Source organism: Roseovarius conchicola, from assembly GCF_041403425.1.
GTDB lineage: Bacteria > Pseudomonadota > Alphaproteobacteria > Rhodobacterales > Rhodobacteraceae > Roseovarius > Roseovarius conchicola.
Map to the genome: position 1 here is coordinate 1 of NZ_JBGEHK010000012.1, position 23,467 is coordinate 23,467.

Consider the following 23,467-nt stretch of genomic DNA (forward strand, 5'->3'; position numbering starts at 1 on the left):
ACCCGGGCCAGCGCCGGACCGTGGGATGGCGCTCAAACGGTCATGTGGTGTGCTTTATCCAAGCCAAGCCCATACTCCCCATCCAAGACACGCCCAGCCTCACCAAAGCGCCAGCCCGACGGGGCGGTCCGGCGCTGGCCCGGGGCCTGCGGCCTGTTAACCGGGCTGGGGTAGTGGAATGGCCGCAAAGGGCTCAAAACAGCCCTTCACAACGATCCCCACGGATAGCCATCTTACCGATCTGGGCCTACTCGCATCCAGTATTCGACATGACTATGAAAGCAATCCGGCCACCCAAAGCAGCGCGAGGACAACGGAAAGTTGATGCCGCCCGACATCCGACGCATGCTATGCGCAAATGATGCTTCGCTTTCTTCTGTCCGGCCTTGGACTGGCCGCCCTGCCCGCCCGTGCCTGCGAAGTCGCGCTGGTTCTGGCAGTGGATGTCTCCGGCTCGGTGGATCGCGGGGAATACCGTATCCAGATGCAGGGTCTCGCCGACGGGCTGCGTGACGGAGCAGTGTCCGAGGCATTGGTTGCCGGAGAGGCCGCTTTGACTGTGGTGCACTGGACCGGCACATCGCGCCAAAGCATTGCCGTGCCTTGGGCGCAGATCACCAGCTTTGACGCGTTGGAGAAGTTCGCCGCCGCAGTCGAAACCGCCCCGCGAAGGTGGCGCAATTACTCAACCGCGATTGGCGAGGCGCTTGTCTTTGCCCATGATCAGTTCGCCGCCGTCCCGGGGTGCAAAAGACGGATCATCGATATCTCGGGGGATGGGTCGTCAAATGAAGGCATACATCCCCGGGCCGTACATGGTCGGTTGCTGAGCGACGAAATCACCGTCAACGCGTTGGTTATTGAAGGCGCCGAGCCGGACATGACCGGCTATTACTGGGAAAACGTGATCACCGGACCGGGCGCGTTCGTGATCACCGCCAACAGCTATGCCGATTACCCGGACAGGATGCGCCGCAAATTGCAGCGCGAGGTTGCCAAGCAGGTCTCGGATGCCCACTCTGATGATGTGACTCATGTGAGGTTCGCCGATTGAAAAAGACAGTTTTCATGGCCTTGCTGGCTCTTATGCCCGGTGCCGCGCTGGCACAGGATGACGCTGTCGAGGCTTTCGTGGCTTCAAACCTGATCGCCACGCTGTATCACGAGCTGGGCCATGTCTTGATTGATCAGATGGGCCTGCCGGTACTGGGTCAGGAAGAAGATGCCGCGGATGTGCTTTCGGTACTTATGATTGATGCATTCTTTGAAGAAGAGCTTGCCGTTTCCATCGCGATCGACACAGCCTTCGGGTTCTATGAAAGCGCCGAGGACGACGCGCCCGCCTTCTGGGATGTACATGGGCCCGACCTGCAGCGGTATTACACAACGGTTTGCCTGTTTTACGGTGCCAACCCGGATGAGCGCGAGGATATTGCCCAGGACATGGGTCTGCCCGAAGACCGCGCGGAGAGCTGCGAAGAGGAATTTGAGTTGGCCCATGACAGTTAGGGGCCGATTCTGGATGAGCTGGCAGCGGATGCGCCTGGCGCGACCCGGATAATCCAGGTTGATACCTCGCCCGAGGCCGACCTTGCCTATGCAGTTCTGAGCGACGAGGTGGCGGCCCTAAACAATGATTTCGCCCTGCCCGCCGCACTCGAGATTCGTATTGAGCAATGTGGGGAAGCCAACGCCTGGTACGATCCGTCAGATGCCTCGATCACGGTTTGCAGTGAATATGTGACTTTCCTGACTGAATTGGTTGGCGCATGAGTCGCGTGAAATTTGTGATCACGCCATTTTTTTCGTGATCACAAAGCAGTTTTTTGCGACAATTTGCCTGTCCAGACTGGTATTTAGGGCTGGGCAACAGGAACAGTCGCGTTAAAATAAAGAAAACAGGTCTGCTCTAGAAGGGTCGTCAGCGATCCGGGCCTGCATACGGAAGGGACCGACTATGGCTGACGTGAACCGGGGCAATCGCCCACTGTCACCACATCTACAGATTTACCGCCCGCAACTGACCTCGATCACCTCGATCCTGACACGCATCACTGGCAACGCGCTGCTGTTGGGCGCGCTCCTGATGGTGTGGTGGTTTCTGGCTGCGGCCAGTGGCCCCGAGTATTTCGCTGTCGTGGATGGGATCATCACCAGCTTTATTGGCGATCTGATCATGCTCGGCTCGCTCTGGGCGCTCTGGTATCATTCGCTGGCTGGATGGCGTCACATGATCTGGGACAGTGTCTGGATGATTGACATCGACAGCGCCGAAAAACTGGGCTGGGCGGTGATCGGCGGATCGCTGATCCTGACCATCCTGACCGTCATCATCATCTGAGGAAGCAAAGACATGCGTTACATCACCGACCGCAAACGCGCCGCTGGCCTTGGGTCTTCCAAAGATGGCGTCAAACATTTCTGGGCCGTGCGCCTGACCAGCGCCGGGCTCTTTATTCTGATCCCCCTGTTCATCTTCACCTTTGGCCCCATGCTGGGCGCACCGCATGACGAGGTGGTTGCCTATTTCGCGCGCCCCTTCCCTGCGATTGTTGCTGCGCTCACCATGATCGTCGGCTTCAAGCATTTCTGCGATGGCGCGCGGGTGATGCTGGAAGATTACGTGCATGGCGACCTCGAAATCATTGCCACCGTGGCCGTGACCATCATCAGTTATGGCGCCATGGCGACGGGGCTTTTCGCCATCGCCAAGATCGCCCTTTGAAAGACCGGAGTACATAAAGAATGGCTGCTTACGAATACGAGACGCATGAATATGACGTCGTGGTCGTCGGTGCCGGGGGCGCGGGCCTGCGCGCCACGCTTGGCATGGCCGAACAAGGGCTGCGCACCGCCTGCATTTCCAAGGTCTTTCCGACCCGCTCGCACACGGTTGCTGCACAGGGCGGCATCGCCGCGTCCTTAGGCAATATGGGCCCGGACAGCTGGCAGTGGCATATGTACGACACGGTCAAAGGCTCGGACTGGCTGGGGGACACGGACGCGATGGAATACCTCGCGCGGGAAGCCCCCAAGGCGGTTTACGAGCTGGAGCATTACGGCGTGCCGTTTTCGCGCACCGAAGAGGGCAAGATCTATCAACGCCCCTTTGGTGGGCACACGACCGAATTCGGCGAAGGCCCCGCCGTGCAGCGCACCTGTGCCGCCGCCGACCGGACCGGCCACGCGATCCTGCACACGCTCTATGGCCAAAGCCTGAAAAACAACGCCGAGTTCTATATCGAGTATTTCGCCATCGACCTGATCATGAGCGATGACGGCATTTGTACCGGCGTGATCTGCTGGAAGCTGGATGACGGCACCATGCATGTGTTCAACGCCAAGATGATCGTTCTGGCCACAGGTGGTTATGGACGCGCGTATTTCTCGGCAACCTCTGCCCATACCTGCACCGGTGACGGTGGCGGCATGGTGGCCCGCGCGGGCCTGCCGCTGCAGGACATGGAATTTGTGCAGTTCCACCCCACCGGCATCTATGGCTCGGGCTGTCTGATCACCGAAGGGGCGCGGGGCGAAGGTGGATACCTGACCAATTCCGAGGGCGAGCGGTTCATGGAGCGCTATGCGCCCAACTACAAGGACCTGGCCCCGCGCGATTATGTCAGCCGCTCGATGACCATGGAAATCCGCGAAGGGCGCGGTGTGGGCGCGAATGGCGATCACATCCACCTGAACCTGTCGCACCTGCCACCCGAGGCGCTGCATCTGCGCCTGCCCGGCATTTCGGAAAGCGCACGCATCTTTGCCGGTGTGGACGTGACCAAGGAACCAATCCCGGTTCTGCCGACAGTGCATTACAACATGGGCGGTATCCCGACGAATTACTGGGGCGAGGTTCTGAACCCCACTAAAAAAGACCCCAACGCGGTCGTGCCCGGCCTGATGGCCGTGGGCGAAGCGGGCTGTGCCTCGGTGCATGGCGCGAACCGTCTGGGATCAAACTCGCTGATCGACCTTGTGGTCTTTGGACGTGCCGCTGCTATTCGCGCGGGCACCGTGGTGGATCGCAAGGCGCCGGTGGCAGACACCAACGCCGCGCAGGTCAACAAGGCGTTTGAGCGTTTCGACGGGCTGCGTCATGCGGATGGGGGCACCCCCACCGCCGAGCTGCGTCTGGAGATGCAGCGCACCATGCAAGAGGATGCCGCTGTCTTCCGGACCTCGAAAACCCTGGCCGAAGGTGTCACCAAGATGGAAGCCATCGCTGCCAAGCTAGGCGATATCAAAGTCACCGATCGCACACTTGTGTGGAACTCGGATCTGATGGAAACGCTGGAACTGACCAACCTGATGCCCAACGCCCTGGCCACGATTGCCGGGGCCGAGGCGCGCCATGAAAGCCGCGGCGCCCATGCGCATGAGGATTTCAGCAAACGGGATGATGAAAACTGGCGCGTGCACACGATCTCGCGCATTGAGGGCACTAAGGTGGACCTCACCTATCGCCCGATTGTCGAAGCCCCGCTGACCACCGAGAAAGAAGGCGGTATCAGCCTCAAGAAAATCGCACCGAAAGAGAGGACATTTTGATCAGACCTGAACATATTCTCGCAGTGTTGGTGTTTGGAGCCTTCACCACGCAAGCCTCGGCACAATCTGCACCGATTTTCATAACCGATACCATGGTCTTCGAATGCGTGAAGGAAACGCGCGCGCCGGGCCGCTATGAATGGCTCCAGGTTGAAAACCTGATCGAGATCCAGGCCATCGAGACCGGTACCGCGCGCGGTGCAAATGATGTGAATGACTGTCTGCAGGACAAGTTGCAGATTCAGTACGGGTCCGCCGCACTGACCAAAGCCGCAGCCGGATCGCCCGGCACGGTTACCGGCGTCGGGTGCCGCAACGCGACCGCGACGCTCATGGCGGGCAACATCTATTGCATCGGAAGGCGATGATGCGTGGCTGGATACTGATACCTGCGCTTGTGGCCCTGGCCGGTTGTGACGCGGCCAATGATGCCGCCGACACTCTGGCCCGCGAGCGCGCCAAAACCGTGGTGAACGGTGTTGTCGAAAACAAATTCCCCGGCGTGAACGCCGCGCCGGTCACGGATTGCATCATCGACGCGGCCTCGGCCAATGAAATCCTGACAATCGCCGGGGCCTCGGTCACCGGTGTCACAAACGATACGGTTCAGCAGGTGGTCGAGATTGCTCAGCGCCCCGAAGCCGTTCAATGCATGCTAGAAAACAGCCTGACCCTTGATGCAGTCCTCCGCGCATAAACTCTCGGATATCCGTGGCGTTTGCGTGGTGAAATCGCACCTGCGCCAGACAGACCGGTGCGCCGGGGGCGCATGGCGATGACGGCACTGCAGGAGAAAGCGCCCGAGACGCATGAGGCGTGGGGCAAGCTGGGCTTTGTGCCCGGGAAAACCTTGCGGGTCTTTGGGATGCGCCGTTCTGGCAATCATGCCATCATCAACTGGCTGCAATGCAATGCGCCAAACGGGCGCTCGGTGTTCATGAACCATTGCAAACCCGGCGCAGACCCGTTCCAGACCTTCAAAAGCGTTGAAATAGATGCCGTCCGCCTGTCCCGCAAAAAGGCACAAGCGAATCTCGCCGGGTTTTGCGCCGATGTCGGCGACGGTGCCATGCTGCTGATGTCCTACGAGGACAGCGCGCCGGTTGAGTGCAGTGTGAAGAATCCGATCTCAGGCCCGTTTGACGAAACGCTGCTGGACGCAGACGTGCTGATCTACCGCAGCTTCCTCAACTGGGCGGCGTCACTGTTCAAAAAACTGTCAGTCAATGAAGACTATACCGAGGTTGGGCGCGCTGCCATTCTATTGCGCACATGCGAGACCTACACCCGCCTGCTGAAACGGGTCGCCAGCGCCGAGACGTCGGGCACCGTGCCGGTTTGCTATGACGACTGGCGTAAGGACCCGTCCTATCGCGCCAGTACCCTGGCTAGGTTGGGACTACCTATGCGAGACAACTCGCTAGGAGAAATCCAACCCTATGGCGGCGGTTCTTCCTTTCAGAAAGACATTGCGAACGCCGACGAATTGGCGACCGGTCAACGTTGGCAGCAAATGGCACATGACCCAAGATATCAACTCATCCTGGCCATGGCCGCGCGCGATACGGATTTGATGGCCGTCCTGACACAGCTGTTTCCCAAAGACGCGTCCGTGCTGGCAAAGATAGCGGCACGGGTGCCCCTTGAGCAGGAGTTGTTTCAATGACCCCTGCATTCAACACGAGTGGCGCCAGCCCCGCGCCGAACCACATTGCCGACCTGCCAGGATCGGTTAAGATAGACCGCCACATGCGGAGAACCGCCCGGTGCCGGATGGCACCCCGCGTAGCAAGGAGACAGATCCATGGTTGAATTCGCTCTGCCGAAAAACTCCAAGATGACGACCGGCAAAACCTGGCCCAAGCCAGAAGGCGCGACCGATATCCGCAAGTTCCAGATTTATCGGTGGAACGAGGAGGACGGCCAGAACCCGTCCATCGACACCTACTTTGTTGATATGGACACCTGCGGACCGATGGTTCTGGACGCCCTGATCAAGATCAAGACCGAGATCGATCCCACCCTGACTTTCCGCCGCTCCTGCCGGGAAGGTATCTGCGGGTCCTGTGCGATGAATATCGACGGGATCAACACGCTGGCCTGCATCTATGGCATGGATGAAATCAAGGGAGATGTGAAAATCTATCCCCTGCCTCACATGCCCGTGGTCAAGGACCTGATCCCGGACCTGACGCATTTCTACGCCCAACATGCCAGCATCATGCCGTGGCTGGAAACCAAGACAAACCGCCCCGCGAAAGAGTGGAAGCAAAGCATTGAGGATCGCGAGAAGCTGGATGGGCTTTATGAATGCGTGATGTGTGCCAGTTGCTCGACCGCCTGTCCCAGTTATTGGTGGAATGGTGATCGCTATCTTGGGCCCGCCGCATTGCTGCACGCCTATCGCTGGATCATTGACAGCCGCGATGAAGCGACGGGCGAGCGTCTGGACGATCTGAACGATCCGTTCAAGCTGTATCGCTGCCACACGATCATGAACTGCGCCAAAACCTGCCCCAAGGGGTTGAACCCGGCTAAGGCGATTGCAGAAATCAAGAAGATGATGGTCGAGCGCACGGTCTGAATTTGGCCGCGTCCTTTCCCGTGATCCACATGCAGTCGGGCCAGATGCGCCCGACCGAAATCGCCGTGTTTGGCGAACGCAATTCCGGGACCAATCTGGCCCATGCCCTGTTGCAACAGAACATTCCGGCCTTTGAGAACAGCCCTGGGGACCGGATCGGCAAGTTCGGGTTTCGCTATGGCTGGAAACACGGCTTTCCCCAGATGCTGGCCGCGCCTGACACGACGCTGGCGATCTGTCTGTTTCGACATCCGGAAACTTGGCTGCGCTCGATGCATGCCCGTCCCTGGCACGCCGGACCTGACTTGAAAGATCTGCCCTTCGCAGAGTTCATCCGCACCGAGTGGCAAACCCGCGTGGATGAGACGAATTTCGGCGTCAACAAGGCCGACCCCCGCGCCCTGGCCGAGTTGCATTGGGACCGTCACCCGCTGACCGGCGAGCGGTTTGAAAACATCCTTGCGCTGCGCAATGCCAAGACCACCGGGTTCCTTTCCCTCAGGGCCCGGTTCGCCCATTGCCTAATACTGCGCCACGAAGACATCACTGCCGCACCCGAGGGTTTTGTGACCCATGTTGCACAGCACTATGGCGTGGAGCGCCGGAATCAATTTCACCCGGTAACAGACCGCCGCGGTCGTTTCACGGAAGGCAAGTTTGAAGCCGCGCATTATGATCCGCTTAAACCAAAGGATCGCGACTTTGTCTGGTCCAAGCTGGACAGAGCGCAGGAAAAAACACTGGGGTATCAAGGCCCAAGCTGACGCAGCGACAGTTGCACCGATTGCATGGCGGGATGGCAGGAACGGCTGTGTAAACGGGCACCCAAGATGCCTACATTCCCATCAAGCCATTCTATAAAGGAGCAGCCCAATGGCACAAGCCGCCCTCAAACCCGTCCCAGTCGAGGCCCCGAAGACCCCTGATTGGGTGGATGCCTATTACAGCCCCGAGCCAGCAAACTTTCCGCGCAAGCCCAGCCCCGAGTTGAGCGCGCTGGAACAGATGTATGCCTATTACGACGCCTGAACAGCATCAGACCACCCGCGCCTAGTCCTCGGGCGCGGGCATCCTTTGCGCCACGATCAACGCGACCAATGCAACCAGCGTCGCAGCGACAAGGTGATACCCCAGGAACCAAAGCTCTCCGGCGGCAGCCTCAAAATCGGCTGACGTGATGAATGTCTGCGCCGCGCGCCAGGTGATGAACAACACGATCCCAAGCGATATACCCATGGACCACGCCATGGTGCGCGCCAATGCGGGCTTGCTGCCGGTGATCCACAGCAATCCCCCACCCAGCATCACTCCCACTACGCCACCGGTCAGGGAGGCCCGCGTCTGCCAGAACGGATGGGTCAGCTCAACTGCCGCCAACAGCCCGCTGAGGACCAGCACAGCCAGCACAGCAACACCGCAAAGACAGGCGAACAAGATGCGCATGGGGGTTAACTCCTTTCAAATCCCGATCATCTTGCACCTCGCGCGGACAACACTCAAGAGCCGCTCCGACCGCCAATCCATCTGCACGAAAACTGCGCAACCACCCCCATGGGATATGCACGAGGCGCGGGCATCCTCCGCTCATCGCAGCAAAGAATGAGGACATGTGAAATGCTGAAATCCCTTGGTTTACGATTTTTGATGGTGGGTCTGTTGATCCTGTTGATGTTTATCCCCGTGTTATTTGTCGGCGACATCATTGATGCGCGCGCCGATTACAACCGCTCGACACGCAGTTCGGTCGGGCAGGAATGGGGTGGCCAGCAATCGATCAGCGGCCCGGTGATGGTGATCCCCGTGCAGGAAACCGTCATGGTGCGCGAACGCCGCGAGGTGCTGGACCCGGAAACAGGCATTCAGCGGCTGGACGGCGATGACAAGCCGGTGTTTCGCTATGTCGATGTGCAAAGGACGCTGAACCGCGCGCCGGTCTTCCTTTACCCGGACCAGTTCACAGCCGCTATCGACACCGTCACTGAAGAACGCGCTCGTGGGATATTCACCGTTCCCGTTTACACCGCTTCGGCCGCGCTTACATTTGACTTTCCAACCGATCAGGCAGCCAAGGCGCTGATCAATGACGAGGTGTTGATTTGGGACGAAGCGGAACTGCGCGTCAGTGTCTCGTCCAACCGAGCCTTGCGCGGGGCGGCGAAGTTGCAGGCCGGAGATACGCAGTTTCAGATGGAACCGCAGGCCCTTCAGGATAACCGGATCGGCGGTATTCTTGCGCCCCTGGGCGACCCCCGACAGCATGGGATTTACAACCTGACATTGGAGTTCAATGGGGCCGAAGCCCTGTCGATTGCACCGGTGGGTCGGGACAGCGAGGTGACCTTGACCAGCGACTGGCCCGATCCCAGCTTTCGCGGAGCTTTCCTGCCGGATAGTCACGAGATCACAGAAGCCGGGTTTACCGCGCTCTGGACGATCCCGCATCTGGCCCGGCCCCTGCCGCAGATTGCACGCGAGGATCAGGATTATGCCGCACGTCATTCCACCAGTTTTGGGGTTAACCTCTATCAACCCAATGATTTTTATCAGAAGTCCTATCGCGCGGCGCGCTACGGCATCCTGTTCATTGGGCTGACTTTCCTGACCATCTTCCTGATCGAAGGACAGGCAAAACGCCCCACGCACCCGGTGCAGTACATCCTTGTGGGGCTCGCCCAATCCACCTTTTTCCTGCTGATGCTGGCGCTGGCCGAGCAGGTTGGATTTGCCACGGCTTACCTTGTGTCCGCCGCAGCCACCGTTGCGCTGATCACCGCCTTTGGCGCCATGGCCCTGCAACTGGGCAAACGGGCCTTGGTTCTGGGGTTGCTTTTATCGGTGCTTTACGGCGTGCTTTACCTGATCCTGCGCAGTGCCGATTATGCCCTGCTGGCCGGTTCGGTGCTGACCTTCGCGGCAATTGCCGGCACGATGTTCGCCACGCGGAATGAGAACTGGTACGGCGAACCGCGCGCCAGTGGCCCCAAGCGCGGTTGGTTCTGGCGCAAAGATCCTGCCCCGGTGCCTGCGCCCCCGGAAGCCCCTGAACAGAGCTAAAGACTGGCCCCGCCCGAGTTCACCCTTGGGCGGGACCCTGTTAAGGTGCAGCCATGATATTTGTGATCCTCGCCCTTCTCGTCGCGTTTGTTCTGATCGTCTTGTTTGCGCGCAGTGACATGCGCAGTTGCCGTTGGCGCAAAGTCGGGCCAAAGGACGAAGACGGAAAGACATTGTACAAATGCGCCGCCTGTGGTGCGCGGGTCTTGACCACGACCGGCAAAGCGCCTTTGGTCTGCAAGGTCAATCCACGCGACTAAGGACAGCCCATGACCGCCCCCAAAGATGCCCAGGCCCGCCGCGATATCAAGCCAGTGATCTGCTACCCCAATGAGACGCTGCCAGTGCCTGACATGGCACTCTACGCTTCGGCACGTGCGGGCGCCGAGAAAGTCGCCGAGGTCCGCGTCAAGCCGCGCGAGGCCGCCTGTTTCCGCGCCAAGGCCGGGCAGTTCTTTCGCATCACCAGTATTGAGGGTCCGCAAGTGGGCGATCTGAACCTGTGGAATGCCGATGATCTGTCCGAGCGTTTCTATTCCGGCAAATCCCGCGCGCTGCACGGCACCCATTTGACCACGGGCGAGCGGATGTGGTCGTCCTTTCCCACTTTGCGCCCCATGGCCACCATTACCGAGGATACGCTGGGCTGGTACGGGATGGATGCCTATGGCGGATCGGTCCATGACGTGATCGGCACGCGCTGTGACCCCTATACCGGCAAACTGCTGGCCGGGTCGCTGTACCACCACTGCTGCCATTCCAACCTGATCCGCGCACTGGCTGATGAAACGGGCCTGTCCCTGTCCGAGGCCGAACCGCTTGTGCATGACGTCCTGAACGTCTTCATGTGTACCGGCTTCACCCGCGACACCGGTCAGTATTTCATGAAGGCCAGCCCTGTGCGCCCCGGCGACTACCTTGAATTCTTCGCCGAGATCGACCTGCTGGGCGCGCTTTCGGCCTGTCCGGGGGGCGATTGCTCATCCGAGCATTCCAGCGATACCGCCGCCTGCCATCCGTTGCTGATCGAAGTGTTTGCCCCGCAAGACGGCACGCTGGAAAGCTGGGCCAGCCCGCCAGTCAACGGGTACGACCGGTCGCATGGGCGCTAACCCCAGCTTCTTCTGGCCATAAATATCCCCGCCGGAGGCATAAAACTCTTACTCAAGCGCCGCGGTCAGCGCGATTTCGACCATCTCAGCAAAGCTGCGTTCGCGATCAGAACTGGGCAGCGCCTCACCCGTTTGCAAATGGTCTGACACGGTCAGCACGGCCAGCGCCCGCGCGCCATGGCGGGCGGCCACGGTGTAAAGCTCGGCTGCCTCCATTTCGACTGCCAGAATGCCGTGGCGGGTCATTTGCTCGTTCAGGTCGGGGCGTTCGTCATAGAATGTGTCCGAGGAATAGATGCCGCCGACATGGAATGACGCCTCCCGTGCTTCTGCGGCATGCACCGCCTTGTGCAGCAGGGTCCAATCCGCACAGGGTGCGAAATTCACCTCGCGCAGTATCGTCGATGATGGCGTCGAGACGCTGGAGGCCGTCGTCGCCAGCACCAGATCGCGCAGGTGTACATGCGCCTGCATGGCGCCACAGGACCCGATGCGAATAAGGGTCTTGGCACCGTAATCGCGGATCAGTTCGTTGGCGTAGATCGACAGGCTGGGCATCCCCATTCCGCTGCCCTGAATGCTGACGCGATTGCCTTTCCACAGGCCGGTATAGCCATTCATGCCGCGCACGGTGTTCACCTGCTCAACATCACTCAGAAAGGTCGCTGCCGCCCATTTGGCGCGCAACGGATCGCCCGGCATCAGCACGGTCTCGGCAATCGCCCCCGGTTCGGTCCCGATATGGATGGTCATGCTGCCCTACCCCCGCGCGTATTTGATAAACGGTGTCAGTTGCGCAATCCTGTCATACAGCTTGCGCGCCTCTGTGTTGAAATCTTGCGTCATCCAATAGACTGACGGTCGGCCATCGGCATCGGCCTGTGCATAGACCGCCTCGATCAGCTTACGCCCCACGCCAGTGCCCCGCACCGACGGATCGGCATACAAGTCTTGCAGGTAACAGACCTGATCCACCCGCCAGTTATGGGCATGGTAAATGTAATGCACCAACCCGACAGGCATGTCGCCCTGCAGTGCCAGAAATCCGTTCTGATCGGGATGGTCCGCTGATAGAAGACGGGCGAATGTGGTCTTGTACACCTCATCCGGAACGCTGGTTTCATAAAACTCCAGATAGGCCGTCCACAGCGCGCGCCAGGCGATTTCGTCTTCGGGCGCCATCGGGCGGATGGTAATGGACATCTGATATCCCTCTTGTGGCTGGGGTCTGGTCCCGCATTTTGGGCCGAATTTCCCTCTCATACCAGCGGATTATGGCGTAGCAGGTGGCAGGGCTGTACCGAAAGATTTGCACTTGGGGCCCAAATACCCCATTTGGGAGAGAGAGCAGAGCGCCCGAGGCGCATCAAATACCAAAAATGGAGTCCCTGATGACCCTCAAACCTTTTCTTATCGCTGGTCTGATAGGCCTGACAGCACTGAGCGCACCAGCCCTAAGCCACGCTCAAGAATCTGTGGCCCCTCTCACCGCCGAAACCGTGACAGATGCGCAGGTGAACGGCTTTGTGCGTGCTGCGATTGGCCTTGAAGGGCTGCGAAAAGAGTACACGCGCAAGATCGCAGAAGCCGAAACCGAGGATCAGCGCGCCGAGTTGATCGAGGAGGCGGATGAGCTTGCCAAGAAGCTTGTCACCCGGGCCAAGGGCATCACCCCCGATGAGTATCTGGCTATTGGGCAACTCCTTCAAACCGACACGGGCCTGCAAGAGCGGGTCACAAAACAGGCCGAGGTGGTGAAAGCGGAAATCGCCCAGTTGGAACAGAATAAATCCGATCTGAAACGCCTGAAAGCCGAAGAACAGTTTCAGATGTTAAACCAGTAAGCGCCGCTTACTCTGCGGCCACAGCCTGCGGATCGGCCAGCGTGACGATATCCATCATGATCGTGTTCAGCTCAAAATCCTTGGGCGTGTAGACGCGCGCGACACCCATCTCGCGCAGGCGCGCGGCGTCGTCATCCGGGATGATCCCGCCAACAATCAGCGGCACATCGCCAAGGCCCTCGGCGCGCATCCGTTCGATCAGATCCTCGACCAGCGGAATGTGACTGCCGGACAGGATCGACAGGCCGACCACGTTGGCCCCGTCTTCCTTCGCTGCTGCCACAATCTGCTCGGGCGTCAGGCGGATGCCTTCATAGGCAATGTCCATTCCGCAATCCCGGGCGCGGAAAGCGATTTGCTCGGCGCCGTTGGAATGCCCATCCAGCCCCGGTTTGCCGACAAGGAACTTCAGGCGCTTGCCCAGACGGTCGCTGACCGCATCCACCGCCTCGCGGATTTCATCCAGACCTTCGGTCTTGTTCGACGGGCTTGAGGACACGCCCGTCGGCCCGCGATATTCGCCATGCACCTGGCGCATCTGCCCGGCCCATTCGCCGGTCGTGACCCCCACTTTGGCCGCCGCGATAGATGCGGGCATGACATTTTCGCCCTTTTCCGCCGCTTCGCGTAGGGCGGCCAGTGCGGATTTCACTGCGTCCTGATCCCGCTCGGCCTTCCAGGCAGTCAGGCGATTGATCTGTTCCTGCTCGACCGCAGGATCGACCACCATGATGCCGCCATCCTCAGTTTGCAGGGGCGAAGGTTCGGTGGTGGTGTATTTGTTCACGCCCACGACAACGGTTTCATTGGCTTCAATCCGACCAAGGCGTTCGGCGTTGCTGTCAACCAGCCGTGATTTCATATATTCGATCGAGCCAACGGCCCCGCCCATGCTGTCGAGATTGGCCAATTCGTGGCGCGCGCCCTCTTTCAGCGCTTCAACCTTGGCATCCACCGCCGGGTTGCCCTCAAACAGATCATCGAATTCCAGAAGATCGGTTTCAAAGGCCAGAATCTGCTGCATCCGCATCGACCATTGCTGATCCCAAGGGCGCGGCAGGCCAAGTGCTTCGTTCCAGGCGGGCAACTGCACCGCACGGGCGCGGGCCTTTTTGGACAGGGTTACAGCCAGCATTTCGATCAGGATTCGGTAGACATTGTTTTCCGGCTGCTGCTCGGTCAGCCCAAGCGAGTTCACCTGCACACCATAACGGAACCGGCGGTATTTCGGGTTCTCGACGCCATAGCGTTCTTGCAGGATCTCGTCCCACAGATCGACAAAGGCGCGCATCTTGCACATCTCGGTGACAAAGCGGATGCCTGCGTTGACAAAGAAGCTGATCCGCCCGGCCAAAGCCGGGAAATCCTCGTCCGGAACACGGGTTTTCAACTCATCCAGCACGGCGATGGCCGTGGCCAACGCAAAGGCCAGTTCCTGCTCGGGCGTGGCACCGGCCTCTTGCAAATGGTAGGAACACACGTTCATCGGGTTCCATTTCGGCACGTTGGTATAGCAGTATTCAGCCACGTCCCCGATCAACTTGAGCGAGGGTTTGGGCGGGCAGATGTAGGTGCCGCGGCTGAGGTATTCCTTGATCAGATCGTTCTGCACGGTGCCTTGCAGCTGGCTGATATCTGCGCCCTGTTCTTCGGCCACGGCGATGTAAAGCGCCAGCAGCCACGGAGCCGTCGCGTTGATCGTCATCGAGGTGTTCATCTGATCCAAGGGGATATCGTTGAACAGCGTGCGCATATCACCCAGATGGCAGACCGGCACGCCCACTTTACCCACTTCGCCGCGCGCCAGTTGATGATCGCTGTCATAGCCCGTTTGCGTCGGCAGATCGAAGGCCACGGACAGTCCGGTCTGACCCTTGGCAAGGTTGGCACGATAGAGCGCGTTCGAGGCGGTCGCGGTGGAGTGACCGGCATAGGTGCGGATGAGCCAGGGACGATCTTTCTGCGTTTGCGACATGAGCGGGCCTCGTGAATCAAGAAGGGTAATATTCTTACTTAGATTGCTTGATACCGGTAACAATATGCCAATGTCAATTCGCTGCGATGCGGCATAAGGCCATTTACCCCACCGTCAAACACTGTAAAGCTGCGCGGATGGGTGGAACGGTCCAAATGCCCCTCTGGGCGCTGATCCTTTTGGTGGCTTTCGCCGCCGTTACATTCGCATCTCATTTCCTGTTCCCTTCTGTACGCTGGTTTTTTCGCCGCCGGATGGAACGTGTGGTCAACCGGCTGAACGAAAAGCTGGAACGTCCGATTGAACCGTTCAAACTGGCCCGGCGCTATGACATGATCCAGCGTCTGATCTATGACCCGGTGGTCGCGCGTGCCATAGCCGACTATTCGACCAAACACGGCGTGCCTGAAAACGTCGCCTTTGAAAAAGCCCGTCGTTACGCGCGTGAAATCGTGCCGCGGTTTTCGGCCAGCGCTTATTTCGGGGTGGCGATCCGGCTGGCCAAACTGCTCAGTCGTTCGCTCTACCGGGTGCGACCGGGCAATTTTGAGGAAGCCAAGCTGCTTGAGGTGGACAAGGACGCGACCGTCATCTTTGTAATGAACCACCGCAGCAACATGGATTACGTGCTGGTCACCTGGCTGGCCGCCGAACGCTCGGCCTTGTCTTATGCGGTGGGCGAATGGGCGCGGGTCTGGCCGCTGAGCAGTTTGATCAAGGCGATGGGGGCCTATTTCATCCGCCGCAAATCGCGCGGCGACCTTTATCGGCGGGTTTTGGAACGTTATGTGCAGCTGGCTACCGAGGGCGGCGTGACCCAGGCGATTTTCCCCGAAGGTGGGCTAAGCCTGACCGGTGCGTTGGCTGAACCCAAGTTGGGCCTACTGAAATATATATATGAAGATCACAGTCCAGGCGCGCGCGATGTGGCGTTCGTGCCCGTGGCGCTGAACTATGATCGCGTGTTCGAGGACCGCATCCTTGTCGCGGCGGCCCATAAGGGCGGGCGTCGCTTTCATGCCAAGATCAGCGTCGTGGCCAGTTTCATCTTTAAACAACTTTGGTTGCGCGTGACCGGGCGGTATCATCGTCATGGTTATGCCGCCGTCAGTTTTGGCGCACCGGTGCTGTTGTCCGAGTTCCGCCAGAACCATCCGGGCGCACCGGTTGAAGATCTCGGCGCGCGGCTGATGCAGCGGATCGGCGAAGAGGTGCCCGTGCTGCCCGTCCCGATGGTGGCCCGCGTGTTGCTGCAGGCCAGCGGCCCCCTCACCGAAGAAGCCTTGCAAACCCGGATCAGCGACATGATCGACGAGTTGGCTGAGGCCCATGTCCACCTTCCCCGCGACGACAGGGCGTATACGACCGAGGTAGGATTGAGGATGCTGCGGCTGCGCGAGTTCGTCGAAGACACACCCGAAGGCGTGAAGATCATCGAACAGGAACGCGACATGCTGGCCTACTACGCGGCCTCGATCGCCCATTTGTTTCGCGACCGCAGCGAATAGCCCTCATTTTTCTGCAACTGCTGGGTTATAAAATTTCAAAAAAGATGCATCCGGCATTGCATTGTTGCGCGACCAGCGATATCTCAAAGGTCATCTCGCGATTCTGCATCGCGGCAAATGCTTACTGAGGAGGCCCGATATGGCTCTGGACACTGAAACGGGTATTGCACCCTACGACGCGCCCAAGAAAGACCTGTATGAGGTTGGCGAAATGCCCCCGCTGGGCCACGTCCCCAAGCAAATGTACGCATGGGCGATCCGCCGGGAACGCCACGGCAACCCCGACACGGCGATGCAGGTCGAAGTGGTCGATGTGCCCAAACTGGACAGCCACGAAGTGCTGGTTCTGGTGATGGCCGCAGGCGTGAATTACAACGGCGTCTGGGCCGCTCTGGGCCAACCGATCTCGCCCTTCGATGGCCATGGACAACCCTATCACATCGCGGGATCGGATGCTTCGGGTATTGTTTGGGCCGTTGGCGACAAGGTGAAGCGCTGGAAAGTCGGCGACGAAGTTGTCATCCATTGCAACCAGGACGATGGCGATGACGAGGAATGCAATGGCGGCGATCCGATGTATTCGACGACACAGCGGATCTGGGGATACGAGACCCCCGATGGGTCTTTCGGGCAGTTCACCGCCGTGCAGGCGCAGCAATTGATGCCCCGCGCCAAGCATCAGACCTGGGAAGAAAGCGCGTGCTACACGTTGACGCTGGCCACCGCCTATCGGATGCTGTTCGGACATGAACCGCATGATCTGAAACCGGGTCAGAACGTTCTGGTCTGGGGCGCTTCCGGTGGGCTCGGCTCTTACGCGATCCAGCTTGCGTCTGTTGTCGGGGCGAATGCGATCGGGGTGATTTCAGGCGAGGACAAACGCGATTTTGTCATGGGCCTGGGCGCAAAGGGCGTCATCAACCGCAAGGATTTCAACTGCTGGGGCCAGTTGCCCACGGTCAACACGCCGGAATATGCCGAGTGGTTCAAGGAGGCCCGCAAGTTCGGCAAGGCAATCTGGGACATCACCGGCAAGGGCGTGAATGTCGACATGGTTTTTGAACATCCGGGCGAAGCCACTTTCCCGGTCTCCACGCTGGTCTGCAAGAAGGGCGGCATGGTCGTGATCTGTGCCGGCACCAGCGGGTTCAACTGTACCTTCGACGTGCGTTACATGTGGATGCATCAGAAGCGCCTGCAAGGCAGCCATTTTGCCCATCTCAAGCAAGCCTCCAGTGCCAACCGGCTGATGATCGAAGGGCGTCTTGATCCGTGCATGTCCGAAGTGTTCACCTGGGATGACCTGCCCGAAGCGCACATGAAAATGCTGCGTAACGAACACAAGCCCGGCAACATGTCGGTTCTGGTTCAATCGCCCACGACCGGCCTGAAAACCGTTGAAGAGGTTCTGAACGCCCGCAAAGGCTGATCAAGTTTATTCCAAATTGGAAACAATGAACCGCGGGCCCTGCAATTGGCCCGCGGTTTTTTCGTGCCGGAAACCGTAAGCTTTTGGAAACAGCGCCTTAGGATTTGCCACCCCCCTATTTCTGGGGAGTTGAAAACCGCGAATTCCACAAATCTTCTGCACAATTTATACTTGTGTTAACCCTTCGTTAACCATCGTTAAAGAGAGTTGAAATGAAAGATGAATGGATACTCGACGTTCTGACCGACCTGCGGGCCTTTGCCCAACAGAACGGGATGGGCCAGTTGGCAGAACAGCTGGATGACACGCGGCTTGTGGCCGCGACGGAACTGGCTTTGACGGGGGAAGGGAAGCGCGTAAATGACGGTTGCTCCGCGATTGCGGCTGGACCCCCTTTTGAGCGCGTTGGAGAACGCCACTGAACTTGCCCAGGTCCAGGGCATCATCGAAGATTTGCGAACGCTCTTTGGTGTGGATCACATGGTCTATCACTGGGTCAGTGCGGCAGGCGATCAATATGGCTGCGGCACCTATTCGCTGGACTGGAAACACCGTTACCTTGAAAAGGAATACCTGCGCGTCGATCCGGTGATTCAGGGGTGTTTTCAACACTTTCACCCGGTTGACTGGAAGCGCCTGGACTGGTCCGGCAAGGCCGTGCGCGCCTTCCGGCAAGAGGCAATCGAGTATGGGGTCGGCAATCAGGGGTATTCGGTCCCGGTGCGCGGACCCAACGGACAGTTTGCCCTGCTGACCGTCAGCCACACATGTGACGATGACGCCTGGTCCGACTTCACCGCCAAGAACCGCCGTGACCTGATCCTTCTGGCGCATTACTTCAATAAGAAGGCGCTCGATTTCGAACCCGATCGGACACCGGAACCGGCCCAGCCCCTCAGCCCGCGCGAGGTGGATGCCATCACCTTTCTGGCCATGGGCTACAGCCGCGCGCAGGTGGCCGAAGCATTGTCGATCTCCGAACACACTTTGCGAGTCTATATCGAATCCGCCCGCTTCAAACTGGGCGCGATGAACACCGTGCATGCCGTCGCAAAGGCGTTGAGCCGGGGATTGATAGTGGTTTAACGCACGGTGCCATTACGCTCCCTTAACCATTGCGCCCTACCCCTTTTCGCCGGAGCAAGCGAAAAGGAAAACGGAGATGCTACGTTATGTTTACGGGAATGATCTGGCAGATTACCCCAAATTGCGGGACACGATGTTTCGCGACCGGGCCGATCAATTCAAGACTCGTCTGAACTGGGCCGTCAATGTCGATGCGGATGGCTATGAACGCGACGAATACGACGACCTGAACCCGCTTTATGTGATCTGGGAAACACCTGCCGGGGCGCATGGGGGTTCGATGCGGCTGTTGCCAACCACTGGACCGACCATGGTCAATGACCACTTCAGCCACCTCACCGGTGGCGGGGCCATCACCAGCCCCTTGATCTGGGAATGCACCCGGTTCTGTCTGGCCCGCGACGCCGGTCAGAATGTTGCCGGTGCTCTGATGCTGGCCGGGGGTGAGATCATGCATAATTTCGGGATCGAGCATTATGTCGGCGTATTTGATGCCCGGATGGAGCGGATTTACCGTTTTATCGGATCCTCGCCTGAAATCATCGGACAACAGGGCGAAGGCCGCGATCGGATCAGTGTTGGCTTGTGGGAGTTCACAGGCGATGCCCGAACCCGCGTGGCGCGGCGCGCGGGCCTCTCGCTGGCGATCTCTGAACTGTGGTTCAACCGCGCCTTCGGCCATATGCAGGGCGATCTGGTGAAAAGCGCCTGAAGCACTTCTTTCACTGGCATAGGACGTGGCGCGGCGATAGGGTCGCGCCATGTCGCAAACCGCACTCACTTTCAGCCATGATCAGGCCGACGCCCATGACCGCATCAGTGAAATGTTGCGCAACGCGGGCATTGATCTGGAAGACAGCCTGCTGACGCCACCGCGCGATGGCAAAGACAGCGTGATGGCCGTTGTGGGCAAGGCCGGATCGGGGAAAACCCTGTTGCTGGCCGCGCTTTACAAGGCGCTGGAAGAGGCCGGTGTCGATGTGGTCTCGGGCGATTGGGAAGGCAAGCGGCGCAAGGACCGGCGCACCCTGGCCATCCTGGCCCCCACCAACAAGGCGGCTAGTGTCCTGCGCACGCGCGGCGTGCCGGCCACAACGATCCACCGCATCCTATATACGCCCGTCTATGACCCCGAATATGAACGCATCGCCGATTGGTTGGCCGGACAAGGCGAGCGCCCCGAGATCGAGGGGTTGACCGATGTGGCGCTGGACCGGGCGCATGCGTTTTATCAGTCGAATAAATCCATCCCCGGCGCTTTGGCGGCTGCGGGCCTGCGCGGCAGCGATTTCATCACCGGCTGGAAACGGCGCGAAGACCCGTTGGACGTGGGATTTGTCGATGAAGCCTCGATGCTGGATGAAAAGCAGTTTCAGGACCTGACCGAGATCTTCCCAACCCTGCTGTTATTTGGCGATCCGGCACAGTTGCCACCCGTCAAGGGCGAAGGCGGCGGGATGGTGTTTGATACCCTGCCCGCTCCTGCCATTCTGGAACTGCACCGCATTCACCGGCAGGATGCTGACAATCCGATCCTTGATCTGGCCCATGCGCTGGCGGACCCCGAGGTGGATTTCTACGCGTTCGAGAAGCTGGTGCAAGAGGCCGCCGCGCGGGATGAGCGGGTGAAATGGGCCGAGCGGGTCGAGGTTGATCTGATGGCGCGCAGCCCCGTTCTGGTCTGGCGCAATGCGACGCGCATCCGGCTGATCAACGCCTTTCGCAGCGTGCATGGCGCCCCTGAGACCGAGCTTCTGGAGGGTGAACCGCTAATCTGTGACGGGATCGAGCTGCCCATGAAGCACCGCAAGAAGCGGCTGGATCTTGAGGCGCGCGGATTGATCAAGGGCGCGCAGGTGATTTATCTGGGACCCGGTCGCAAGCCGGGGTTTTCGCGCCTGCACGTGATGGGGGCCGAAGACCCGCAAGTCAGCGCCGCCAGCATCGTCAAAATCGAAAAACCTGATGAAGAAGAACCGTTTATCCCCTTTGCCGCCCGGATGGGCGCTACGTTTTTGCATGGGGCTGCGGTGACGATCCACAAGGCGCAGGGGTCACAGTGGTCCGATGTGCAGGTCTTTGCGCCTGACATCTATGCCGCCGCCCGGATGGGACGGTCCGAGGCGGGGCAACCCTTGTGGAAACGCCTGATCTATGTGGCGATCACCCGCGCCGAAGAGCGACTGCATTGGGTGGTGCGCAATCGTTTGTCGAAACCCACCAGCCCGTTGCGCATTGATGATCTGCGGGTCACCCCCGCGCCGCTGGAACTGGAGGCCGAAACATGAAGACCATTATCATCACCGGGGCCAGCTCGGGCATTGGTCGGGCTACCGCCGAGCAGTTTCTGGAGGCCGGATGGCAGGTCGGCCTGATCGCCCGGCGCAAAGAACGCTTGGAAGAGATCACGCATCCCAATGCCGTTCCCCTGCCCTGTGACGTGACCGACGCCCCAGCGATGAAAGACGCTTTTGATCGTTTTGTCGCGCGGGCCGGGCGGCTGGACGTGCTGTTCAACAATGCCGGGCTTTTCGGCCCCAACGGCCCGATTGACGAGATCCCTCTGGACGGTTTTGACGAGGTTCTAGCGATCAATATCCGGGGCATGTTCATTGCCGCGCAACTGGCCTTTGGGCACATGCGCGCGCAAGACCCGCAAGGCGGGCGGATCATAAATAACGGCTCGCTGTCGGCGCATAATCCACGGCCCGGTTCGGTTTGTTACACCACGTCGAAACACGCCATCACCGGCATGACGCGCAGCCTGTCTCTGGATGGGCGACCCTTTGATATCGCCTGTGGGCAGATCGACATTGGCAACGCCAAATCCGAGCTGGTCGAAAACCTGAACGCCCGCGCACAGGCCGCCAACCCAGATCAGCCGTTGATGCCGATGATGGAGGTCGAGGATGCGGCCCGTTCGGTTCTGCATATGGCGCAGATGCCGCCCTCCGCGAATGTGCAATTCATGACCGTGATGGCCACCAAGATGCCCTATATCGGACGGGGGTAACCCATGCATCCCAACCAGATTTTTCGCAAGACACCGGAAGCGCGCAACATCGCGTTCGCGCGCGAAATTGGGTTTGGCATGCTGGCTATCTCAACCCCGGGCGCCCCTCTGATCAGTCACATTCCCTTTTTGCTGTCCGAAGATGGCAGGCTGGCCGAATTTCATCTGGTCCGCTCAAACCCTATTGCGCGGGCGATGAAGGATGGCGCCGTTGCCGCCCGGATCGCCGTGCAGGGACCTCATAGTTACATCAGCCCGGATTGGTACGGGATCGACGACCAGGTACCCACCTGGAACTATGTTGCCGTGCATCTGACGGGCGATATCACACTGGCTCCTGAGGAGGGATTGCTGAACCTGCTGGATCGCCAATCCGAAGGGCTCGAGGCACGGCTTGCCCCGAAACAGCCATGGGTCACGGACAAGGTGAGCGACGGCGTGATGGAGCGGATGATGCGCCAGATCGTGCCCTGCAGGATGGAGGTCACGCAGATCGACGGCACCTGGAAATTCAGCCAGAACAAGATCGACAGCGCGCGCCATCTGGCGGCTGATCATGTCGATGGCTATGGCATGGGCAGCGAGGTGCGCCTGCTGGCCGCGATGATGCGGGCCGATCCCGAGACGTGATGGACAGGCCCGTACAGCGCGCCTAAGCTGTGCCCAACCACAGGAGAACCCCATGAAACTGATCTCGGCCGGCCCCTCGCCTTTTGTGCGCAAAGTGCGCGTTTTATTGCATGAAACCGGACAGTTGGATGATGTCGAGATTGTTGATATCGCCACCACGCCCGTCAAATCCGACCCCCAGGCGATTGCCGCCAACCCCACCGGCAAAATCCCCGCGTTGATCCGCGAGGATGGCCCGGCGATCTATGACAGCAGGGTGATCACCCGGTTTCTGGATGCGCGGGCGGATGCGGGGTTGTATCCCACGGCCCGGCAATGGGAGACGCTGACGCTTGAGGCCACAGCCGATGCGATCATGGATGCCGGGGTTCTGATGGTCTATGAGCACCGCGTGCGCGCACCGGAGAAGGTGGATGACGATTGGGTCAATGCGCAATGGGGCAAAATCTCGCGCAGCCTGTCGGCGGTCAACACCCGCTGGATGAGCCATCTGGCCGGGCCGCTGGACATCAGCCATATCGCCATTGGGTGTGCGTTGGGGTACCTCGATTTCCGTCACAACGCGCGGACATGGCGCACCGGTAATGACAGCCTTGCCGCGTGGTATGACACGTTTTCCCAGCGTGAGAGTATGATCAGCACCGCACCCGAGTGAGGCAAACGCCGGAGCCTCCGGCGGGG

28 protein-coding genes and 1 pseudogene are annotated in these 23,467 nt (G+C 59.6%); 25 read left to right on the forward strand and 4 right to left on the reverse strand.

The genetic code is table 11. From position 1 onward, the window contains the following. Window positions 1-361: 361 nt before the first annotated feature. The 12 genes from V6N02_RS20750 to V6N02_RS20805 all read left to right on the forward strand — a co-directional run bounded on the left by V6N02_RS20750 (window position 362) and on the right by V6N02_RS20805 (window position 8,164). The gene (locus V6N02_RS20750) at window positions 362-1,054 is read left to right on the forward strand and encodes a DUF1194 domain-containing protein (RefSeq protein ID WP_371229099.1); all 693 of its coding nucleotides are present in this window, start codon (window positions 362-364) and stop codon (window positions 1,052-1,054) included. A 14-nt stretch (window positions 1,055-1,068) separates the two neighbouring features. Further along, entirely contained in the window at window positions 1,069-1,509 is a 441-nt protein-coding gene (locus V6N02_RS20755) for a DUF4344 domain-containing metallopeptidase (protein WP_371229102.1), read from the forward strand. Window positions 1,510-1,605: 96 nt separating this feature from the next. After that, window positions 1,606-1,773 carry a DUF4344 domain-containing metallopeptidase gene (locus V6N02_RS20760; protein ID WP_371229291.1) on the forward strand — a complete coding sequence of 56 codons (168 nt, stop codon included), beginning with the start codon at window positions 1,606-1,608 and terminating at the stop codon, window positions 1,771-1,773. A 184-nt stretch (window positions 1,774-1,957) separates the two neighbouring features. Continuing rightward, window positions 1,958-2,341 (forward strand): succinate dehydrogenase, cytochrome b556 subunit, encoded by a 384-nt coding sequence (gene sdhC / locus V6N02_RS20765; protein ID WP_371229105.1) that lies wholly within the window; start codon window positions 1,958-1,960, stop codon window positions 2,339-2,341. A gap of 12 nt (window positions 2,342-2,353) precedes the next feature. Further along, window positions 2,354-2,725, forward strand: coding sequence for a succinate dehydrogenase, hydrophobic membrane anchor protein (sdhD, locus tag V6N02_RS20770; RefSeq protein WP_371229108.1), 372 nt, complete (start codon window positions 2,354-2,356; stop codon window positions 2,723-2,725). 20 nt (window positions 2,726-2,745) lie between these two features. After that, window positions 2,746-4,551, forward strand: coding sequence for a succinate dehydrogenase flavoprotein subunit (gene sdhA / locus V6N02_RS20775; protein WP_371229111.1), 1,806 nt, complete (start codon window positions 2,746-2,748; stop codon window positions 4,549-4,551). After that, window positions 4,548-4,919 carry a hypothetical protein gene (locus V6N02_RS20780; protein ID WP_371229114.1) on the forward strand — a complete coding sequence of 124 codons (372 nt, stop codon included), beginning with the start codon at window positions 4,548-4,550 and terminating at the stop codon, window positions 4,917-4,919. Before sdhA ends, V6N02_RS20780 begins: the two co-directional genes overlap by 4 nt. Further along, on the forward strand, window positions 4,919-5,248 hold the full coding sequence (locus V6N02_RS20785; RefSeq protein ID WP_371229117.1) for a succinate dehydrogenase: 330 nt from the start codon (window positions 4,919-4,921) through the stop codon (window positions 5,246-5,248). Before V6N02_RS20780 ends, V6N02_RS20785 begins: the two co-directional genes overlap by 1 nt. 78 nt (window positions 5,249-5,326) lie before the next feature. Continuing rightward, on the forward strand, window positions 5,327-6,217 hold the full coding sequence (locus V6N02_RS20790) for a hypothetical protein (RefSeq protein WP_371229119.1): 891 nt from the start codon (window positions 5,327-5,329) through the stop codon (window positions 6,215-6,217). 138 nt (window positions 6,218-6,355) lie between these two features. Next, a complete protein-coding gene (locus V6N02_RS20795) occupies window positions 6,356-7,135 on the forward strand; it encodes a succinate dehydrogenase iron-sulfur subunit (RefSeq protein ID WP_371229121.1) in 780 nt (259 codons plus the stop codon). Window positions 7,136-7,155: 20 nt separating this feature from the next. After that, the gene (locus V6N02_RS20800; protein ID WP_371229123.1) at window positions 7,156-7,899 is read left to right on the forward strand and encodes a hypothetical protein; all 744 of its coding nucleotides are present in this window, start codon (window positions 7,156-7,158) and stop codon (window positions 7,897-7,899) included. A gap of 109 nt (window positions 7,900-8,008) precedes the next feature. Further along, the gene (locus tag V6N02_RS20805; RefSeq protein WP_371229126.1) at window positions 8,009-8,164 is read left to right on the forward strand and encodes a hypothetical protein; all 156 of its coding nucleotides are present in this window, start codon (window positions 8,009-8,011) and stop codon (window positions 8,162-8,164) included. 21 nt (window positions 8,165-8,185) lie between these two features. Here V6N02_RS20805 and V6N02_RS20810 read toward each other — a convergent pair whose 3' ends face one another. Beyond that, complete coding sequence (locus V6N02_RS20810) at window positions 8,186-8,578, reverse strand: hypothetical protein (protein WP_371229127.1); 393 nt, start codon at window positions 8,576-8,578, stop codon at window positions 8,186-8,188. A 225-nt stretch (window positions 8,579-8,803) separates the two neighbouring features. Between V6N02_RS20810 and creD the strand changes: the two are divergent. The 3 genes and pseudogenes from creD to V6N02_RS20825 all read left to right on the forward strand — a co-directional run. Further along, window positions 8,804-10,033: pseudogene (creD, locus tag V6N02_RS20815) on the forward strand (cell envelope integrity protein CreD); the annotation flags it as partial. 209 nt (window positions 10,034-10,242) lie between these two features. Next, window positions 10,243-10,449, forward strand: a complete 207-nt coding sequence (locus V6N02_RS20820; protein WP_371229299.1) for a hypothetical protein — start codon at window positions 10,243-10,245, stop codon at window positions 10,447-10,449. 9 nt (window positions 10,450-10,458) lie between these two features. Then, the gene (locus V6N02_RS20825) at window positions 10,459-11,301 is read left to right on the forward strand and encodes an urea carboxylase-associated family protein (RefSeq protein ID WP_371229129.1); all 843 of its coding nucleotides are present in this window, start codon (window positions 10,459-10,461) and stop codon (window positions 11,299-11,301) included. Window positions 11,302-11,349: 48 nt separating this feature from the next. Here the strand turns inward: V6N02_RS20825 and deoD are convergent, their stop codons facing one another. Together deoD and V6N02_RS20835 are read right to left on the reverse strand one after the other, a co-directional pair. Then, the gene (gene deoD / locus V6N02_RS20830) at window positions 11,350-12,054 is read right to left on the reverse strand and encodes a purine-nucleoside phosphorylase (RefSeq protein ID WP_371229131.1); all 705 of its coding nucleotides are present in this window, start codon (window positions 12,052-12,054) and stop codon (window positions 11,350-11,352) included. A gap of 6 nt (window positions 12,055-12,060) precedes the next feature. Continuing rightward, entirely contained in the window at window positions 12,061-12,504 is a 444-nt protein-coding gene (locus tag V6N02_RS20835; protein ID WP_371229134.1) for a GNAT family N-acetyltransferase, read from the reverse strand. Between the two features lie 188 nt (window positions 12,505-12,692). Between V6N02_RS20835 and V6N02_RS20840 the strand changes: the two genes are divergently transcribed. Further along, window positions 12,693-13,145 carry a DUF4168 domain-containing protein gene (locus tag V6N02_RS20840; protein WP_371229136.1) on the forward strand — a complete coding sequence of 151 codons (453 nt, stop codon included), beginning with the start codon at window positions 12,693-12,695 and terminating at the stop codon, window positions 13,143-13,145. Window positions 13,146-13,152: 7 nt separating this feature from the next. On the opposite strand, the gene V6N02_RS20845 is transcribed toward V6N02_RS20840, so the two are convergent. Beyond that, complete coding sequence (locus V6N02_RS20845; protein ID WP_371229139.1) at window positions 13,153-15,120, reverse strand: methylmalonyl-CoA mutase family protein; 1,968 nt, start codon at window positions 15,118-15,120, stop codon at window positions 13,153-13,155. Between the two features lie 137 nt (window positions 15,121-15,257). Here V6N02_RS20845 and V6N02_RS20850 point away from each other — a divergent pair, with 137 nt between their 5' ends. The 9 genes from V6N02_RS20850 to V6N02_RS20890 all read left to right on the forward strand — a co-directional run bounded on the left by V6N02_RS20850 (window position 15,258) and on the right by V6N02_RS20890 (window position 23,441). Next, window positions 15,258-16,628: a 1-acyl-sn-glycerol-3-phosphate acyltransferase gene (locus V6N02_RS20850; RefSeq protein WP_371229141.1), complete on the forward strand. Its 1,371-nt coding sequence runs from the start codon at window positions 15,258-15,260 to the stop codon at window positions 16,626-16,628. Window positions 16,629-16,767: 139 nt separating this feature from the next. After that, entirely contained in the window at window positions 16,768-18,057 is a 1,290-nt protein-coding gene (gene ccrA, locus V6N02_RS20855; RefSeq protein WP_371229143.1) for a crotonyl-CoA carboxylase/reductase, read from the forward strand. A gap of 212 nt (window positions 18,058-18,269) precedes the next feature. Beyond that, window positions 18,270-18,479: a hypothetical protein gene (locus V6N02_RS20860; protein ID WP_371229145.1), complete on the forward strand. Its 210-nt coding sequence runs from the start codon at window positions 18,270-18,272 to the stop codon at window positions 18,477-18,479. Further along, complete coding sequence (locus tag V6N02_RS20865; protein ID WP_371229147.1) at window positions 18,418-19,143, forward strand: helix-turn-helix transcriptional regulator; 726 nt, start codon at window positions 18,418-18,420, stop codon at window positions 19,141-19,143. The genes V6N02_RS20860 and V6N02_RS20865 overlap by 62 nt, the downstream gene beginning before the upstream one ends. 76 nt (window positions 19,144-19,219) lie before the next feature. Next, window positions 19,220-19,855 (forward strand): acyl-homoserine-lactone synthase, encoded by a 636-nt coding sequence (locus V6N02_RS20870; protein ID WP_371229149.1) that lies wholly within the window; start codon window positions 19,220-19,222, stop codon window positions 19,853-19,855. 49 nt (window positions 19,856-19,904) lie between these two features. Further along, the gene (locus V6N02_RS20875) at window positions 19,905-21,431 is read left to right on the forward strand and encodes an ATP-dependent DNA helicase (protein WP_371229151.1); all 1,527 of its coding nucleotides are present in this window, start codon (window positions 19,905-19,907) and stop codon (window positions 21,429-21,431) included. Then, on the forward strand, window positions 21,428-22,156 hold the full coding sequence (locus V6N02_RS20880) for an SDR family oxidoreductase (protein WP_371229154.1): 729 nt from the start codon (window positions 21,428-21,430) through the stop codon (window positions 22,154-22,156). Before V6N02_RS20875 ends, V6N02_RS20880 begins: the two co-directional genes overlap by 4 nt. Before the next feature lie 3 nt (window positions 22,157-22,159). Continuing rightward, window positions 22,160-22,786 (forward strand): FMN-binding negative transcriptional regulator, encoded by a 627-nt coding sequence (locus V6N02_RS20885; RefSeq protein ID WP_371229157.1) that lies wholly within the window; start codon window positions 22,160-22,162, stop codon window positions 22,784-22,786. 52 nt (window positions 22,787-22,838) lie between these two features. Beyond that, complete coding sequence (locus V6N02_RS20890; protein ID WP_371229160.1) at window positions 22,839-23,441, forward strand: glutathione S-transferase; 603 nt, start codon at window positions 22,839-22,841, stop codon at window positions 23,439-23,441. Window positions 23,442-23,467: the final 26 nt, after the last annotated feature.

Bases quoted from the DNA above. Each gene is read 5' to 3' on its own strand.
- V6N02_RS20755 (WP_371229102.1), top strand. From the start codon at position 1,069: ATGGCCTTGCTGGCTCTTATGCCCGGTGCCGCGCTGGCACAGGATGAC.
- V6N02_RS20880 (WP_371229154.1), top strand. From the start codon at position 21,428: ATGAAGACCATTATCATCACCGGGGCCAGCTCGGGCATTGGTCGGGCT.
- V6N02_RS20885 (WP_371229157.1), top strand. From the start codon at position 22,160: ATGCATCCCAACCAGATTTTTCGCAAGACACCGGAAGCGCGCAACATC.
- V6N02_RS20860 (WP_371229145.1), top strand. From the start codon at position 18,270: ATGAAAGATGAATGGATACTCGACGTTCTGACCGACCTGCGGGCCTTT.
- V6N02_RS20750 (WP_371229099.1), top strand. From the start codon at position 362: ATGCTTCGCTTTCTTCTGTCCGGCCTTGGACTGGCCGCCCTGCCCGCC.
- V6N02_RS20790 (WP_371229119.1), top strand. From the start codon at position 5,327: ATGACGGCACTGCAGGAGAAAGCGCCCGAGACGCATGAGGCGTGGGGC.
- V6N02_RS20890 (WP_371229160.1), top strand. From the start codon at position 22,839: ATGAAACTGATCTCGGCCGGCCCCTCGCCTTTTGTGCGCAAAGTGCGC.
- V6N02_RS20835 (WP_371229134.1), bottom strand. From the start codon at position 12,504: ATGTCCATTACCATCCGCCCGATGGCGCCCGAAGACGAAATCGCCTGG.
- V6N02_RS20795 (WP_371229121.1), top strand. From the start codon at position 6,356: ATGGTTGAATTCGCTCTGCCGAAAAACTCCAAGATGACGACCGGCAAA.
- V6N02_RS20845 (WP_371229139.1), bottom strand. From the start codon at position 15,120: ATGTCGCAAACGCAGAAAGATCGTCCCTGGCTCATCCGCACCTATGCC.
- sdhA (WP_371229111.1), top strand. From the start codon at position 2,746: ATGGCTGCTTACGAATACGAGACGCATGAATATGACGTCGTGGTCGTC.
- V6N02_RS20820 (WP_371229299.1), top strand. From the start codon at position 10,243: ATGATATTTGTGATCCTCGCCCTTCTCGTCGCGTTTGTTCTGATCGTC.
- V6N02_RS20825 (WP_371229129.1), top strand. From the start codon at position 10,459: ATGACCGCCCCCAAAGATGCCCAGGCCCGCCGCGATATCAAGCCAGTG.
- V6N02_RS20850 (WP_371229141.1), top strand. From the start codon at position 15,258: ATGGGTGGAACGGTCCAAATGCCCCTCTGGGCGCTGATCCTTTTGGTG.
- V6N02_RS20870 (WP_371229149.1), top strand. From the start codon at position 19,220: ATGCTACGTTATGTTTACGGGAATGATCTGGCAGATTACCCCAAATTG.
- V6N02_RS20805 (WP_371229126.1), top strand. From the start codon at position 8,009: ATGGCACAAGCCGCCCTCAAACCCGTCCCAGTCGAGGCCCCGAAGACC.
- V6N02_RS20785 (WP_371229117.1), top strand. From the start codon at position 4,919: ATGCGTGGCTGGATACTGATACCTGCGCTTGTGGCCCTGGCCGGTTGT.
- ccrA (WP_371229143.1), top strand. From the start codon at position 16,768: ATGGCTCTGGACACTGAAACGGGTATTGCACCCTACGACGCGCCCAAG.
- deoD (WP_371229131.1), bottom strand. From the start codon at position 12,054: ATGACCATCCATATCGGGACCGAACCGGGGGCGATTGCCGAGACCGTG.
- V6N02_RS20840 (WP_371229136.1), top strand. From the start codon at position 12,693: ATGACCCTCAAACCTTTTCTTATCGCTGGTCTGATAGGCCTGACAGCA.
- V6N02_RS20865 (WP_371229147.1), top strand. From the start codon at position 18,418: ATGACGGTTGCTCCGCGATTGCGGCTGGACCCCCTTTTGAGCGCGTTG.
- sdhD (WP_371229108.1), top strand. From the start codon at position 2,354: ATGCGTTACATCACCGACCGCAAACGCGCCGCTGGCCTTGGGTCTTCC.
- sdhC (WP_371229105.1), top strand. From the start codon at position 1,958: ATGGCTGACGTGAACCGGGGCAATCGCCCACTGTCACCACATCTACAG.
- V6N02_RS20810 (WP_371229127.1), bottom strand. From the start codon at position 8,578: ATGCGCATCTTGTTCGCCTGTCTTTGCGGTGTTGCTGTGCTGGCTGTG.
- V6N02_RS20875 (WP_371229151.1), top strand. From the start codon at position 19,905: ATGTCGCAAACCGCACTCACTTTCAGCCATGATCAGGCCGACGCCCAT.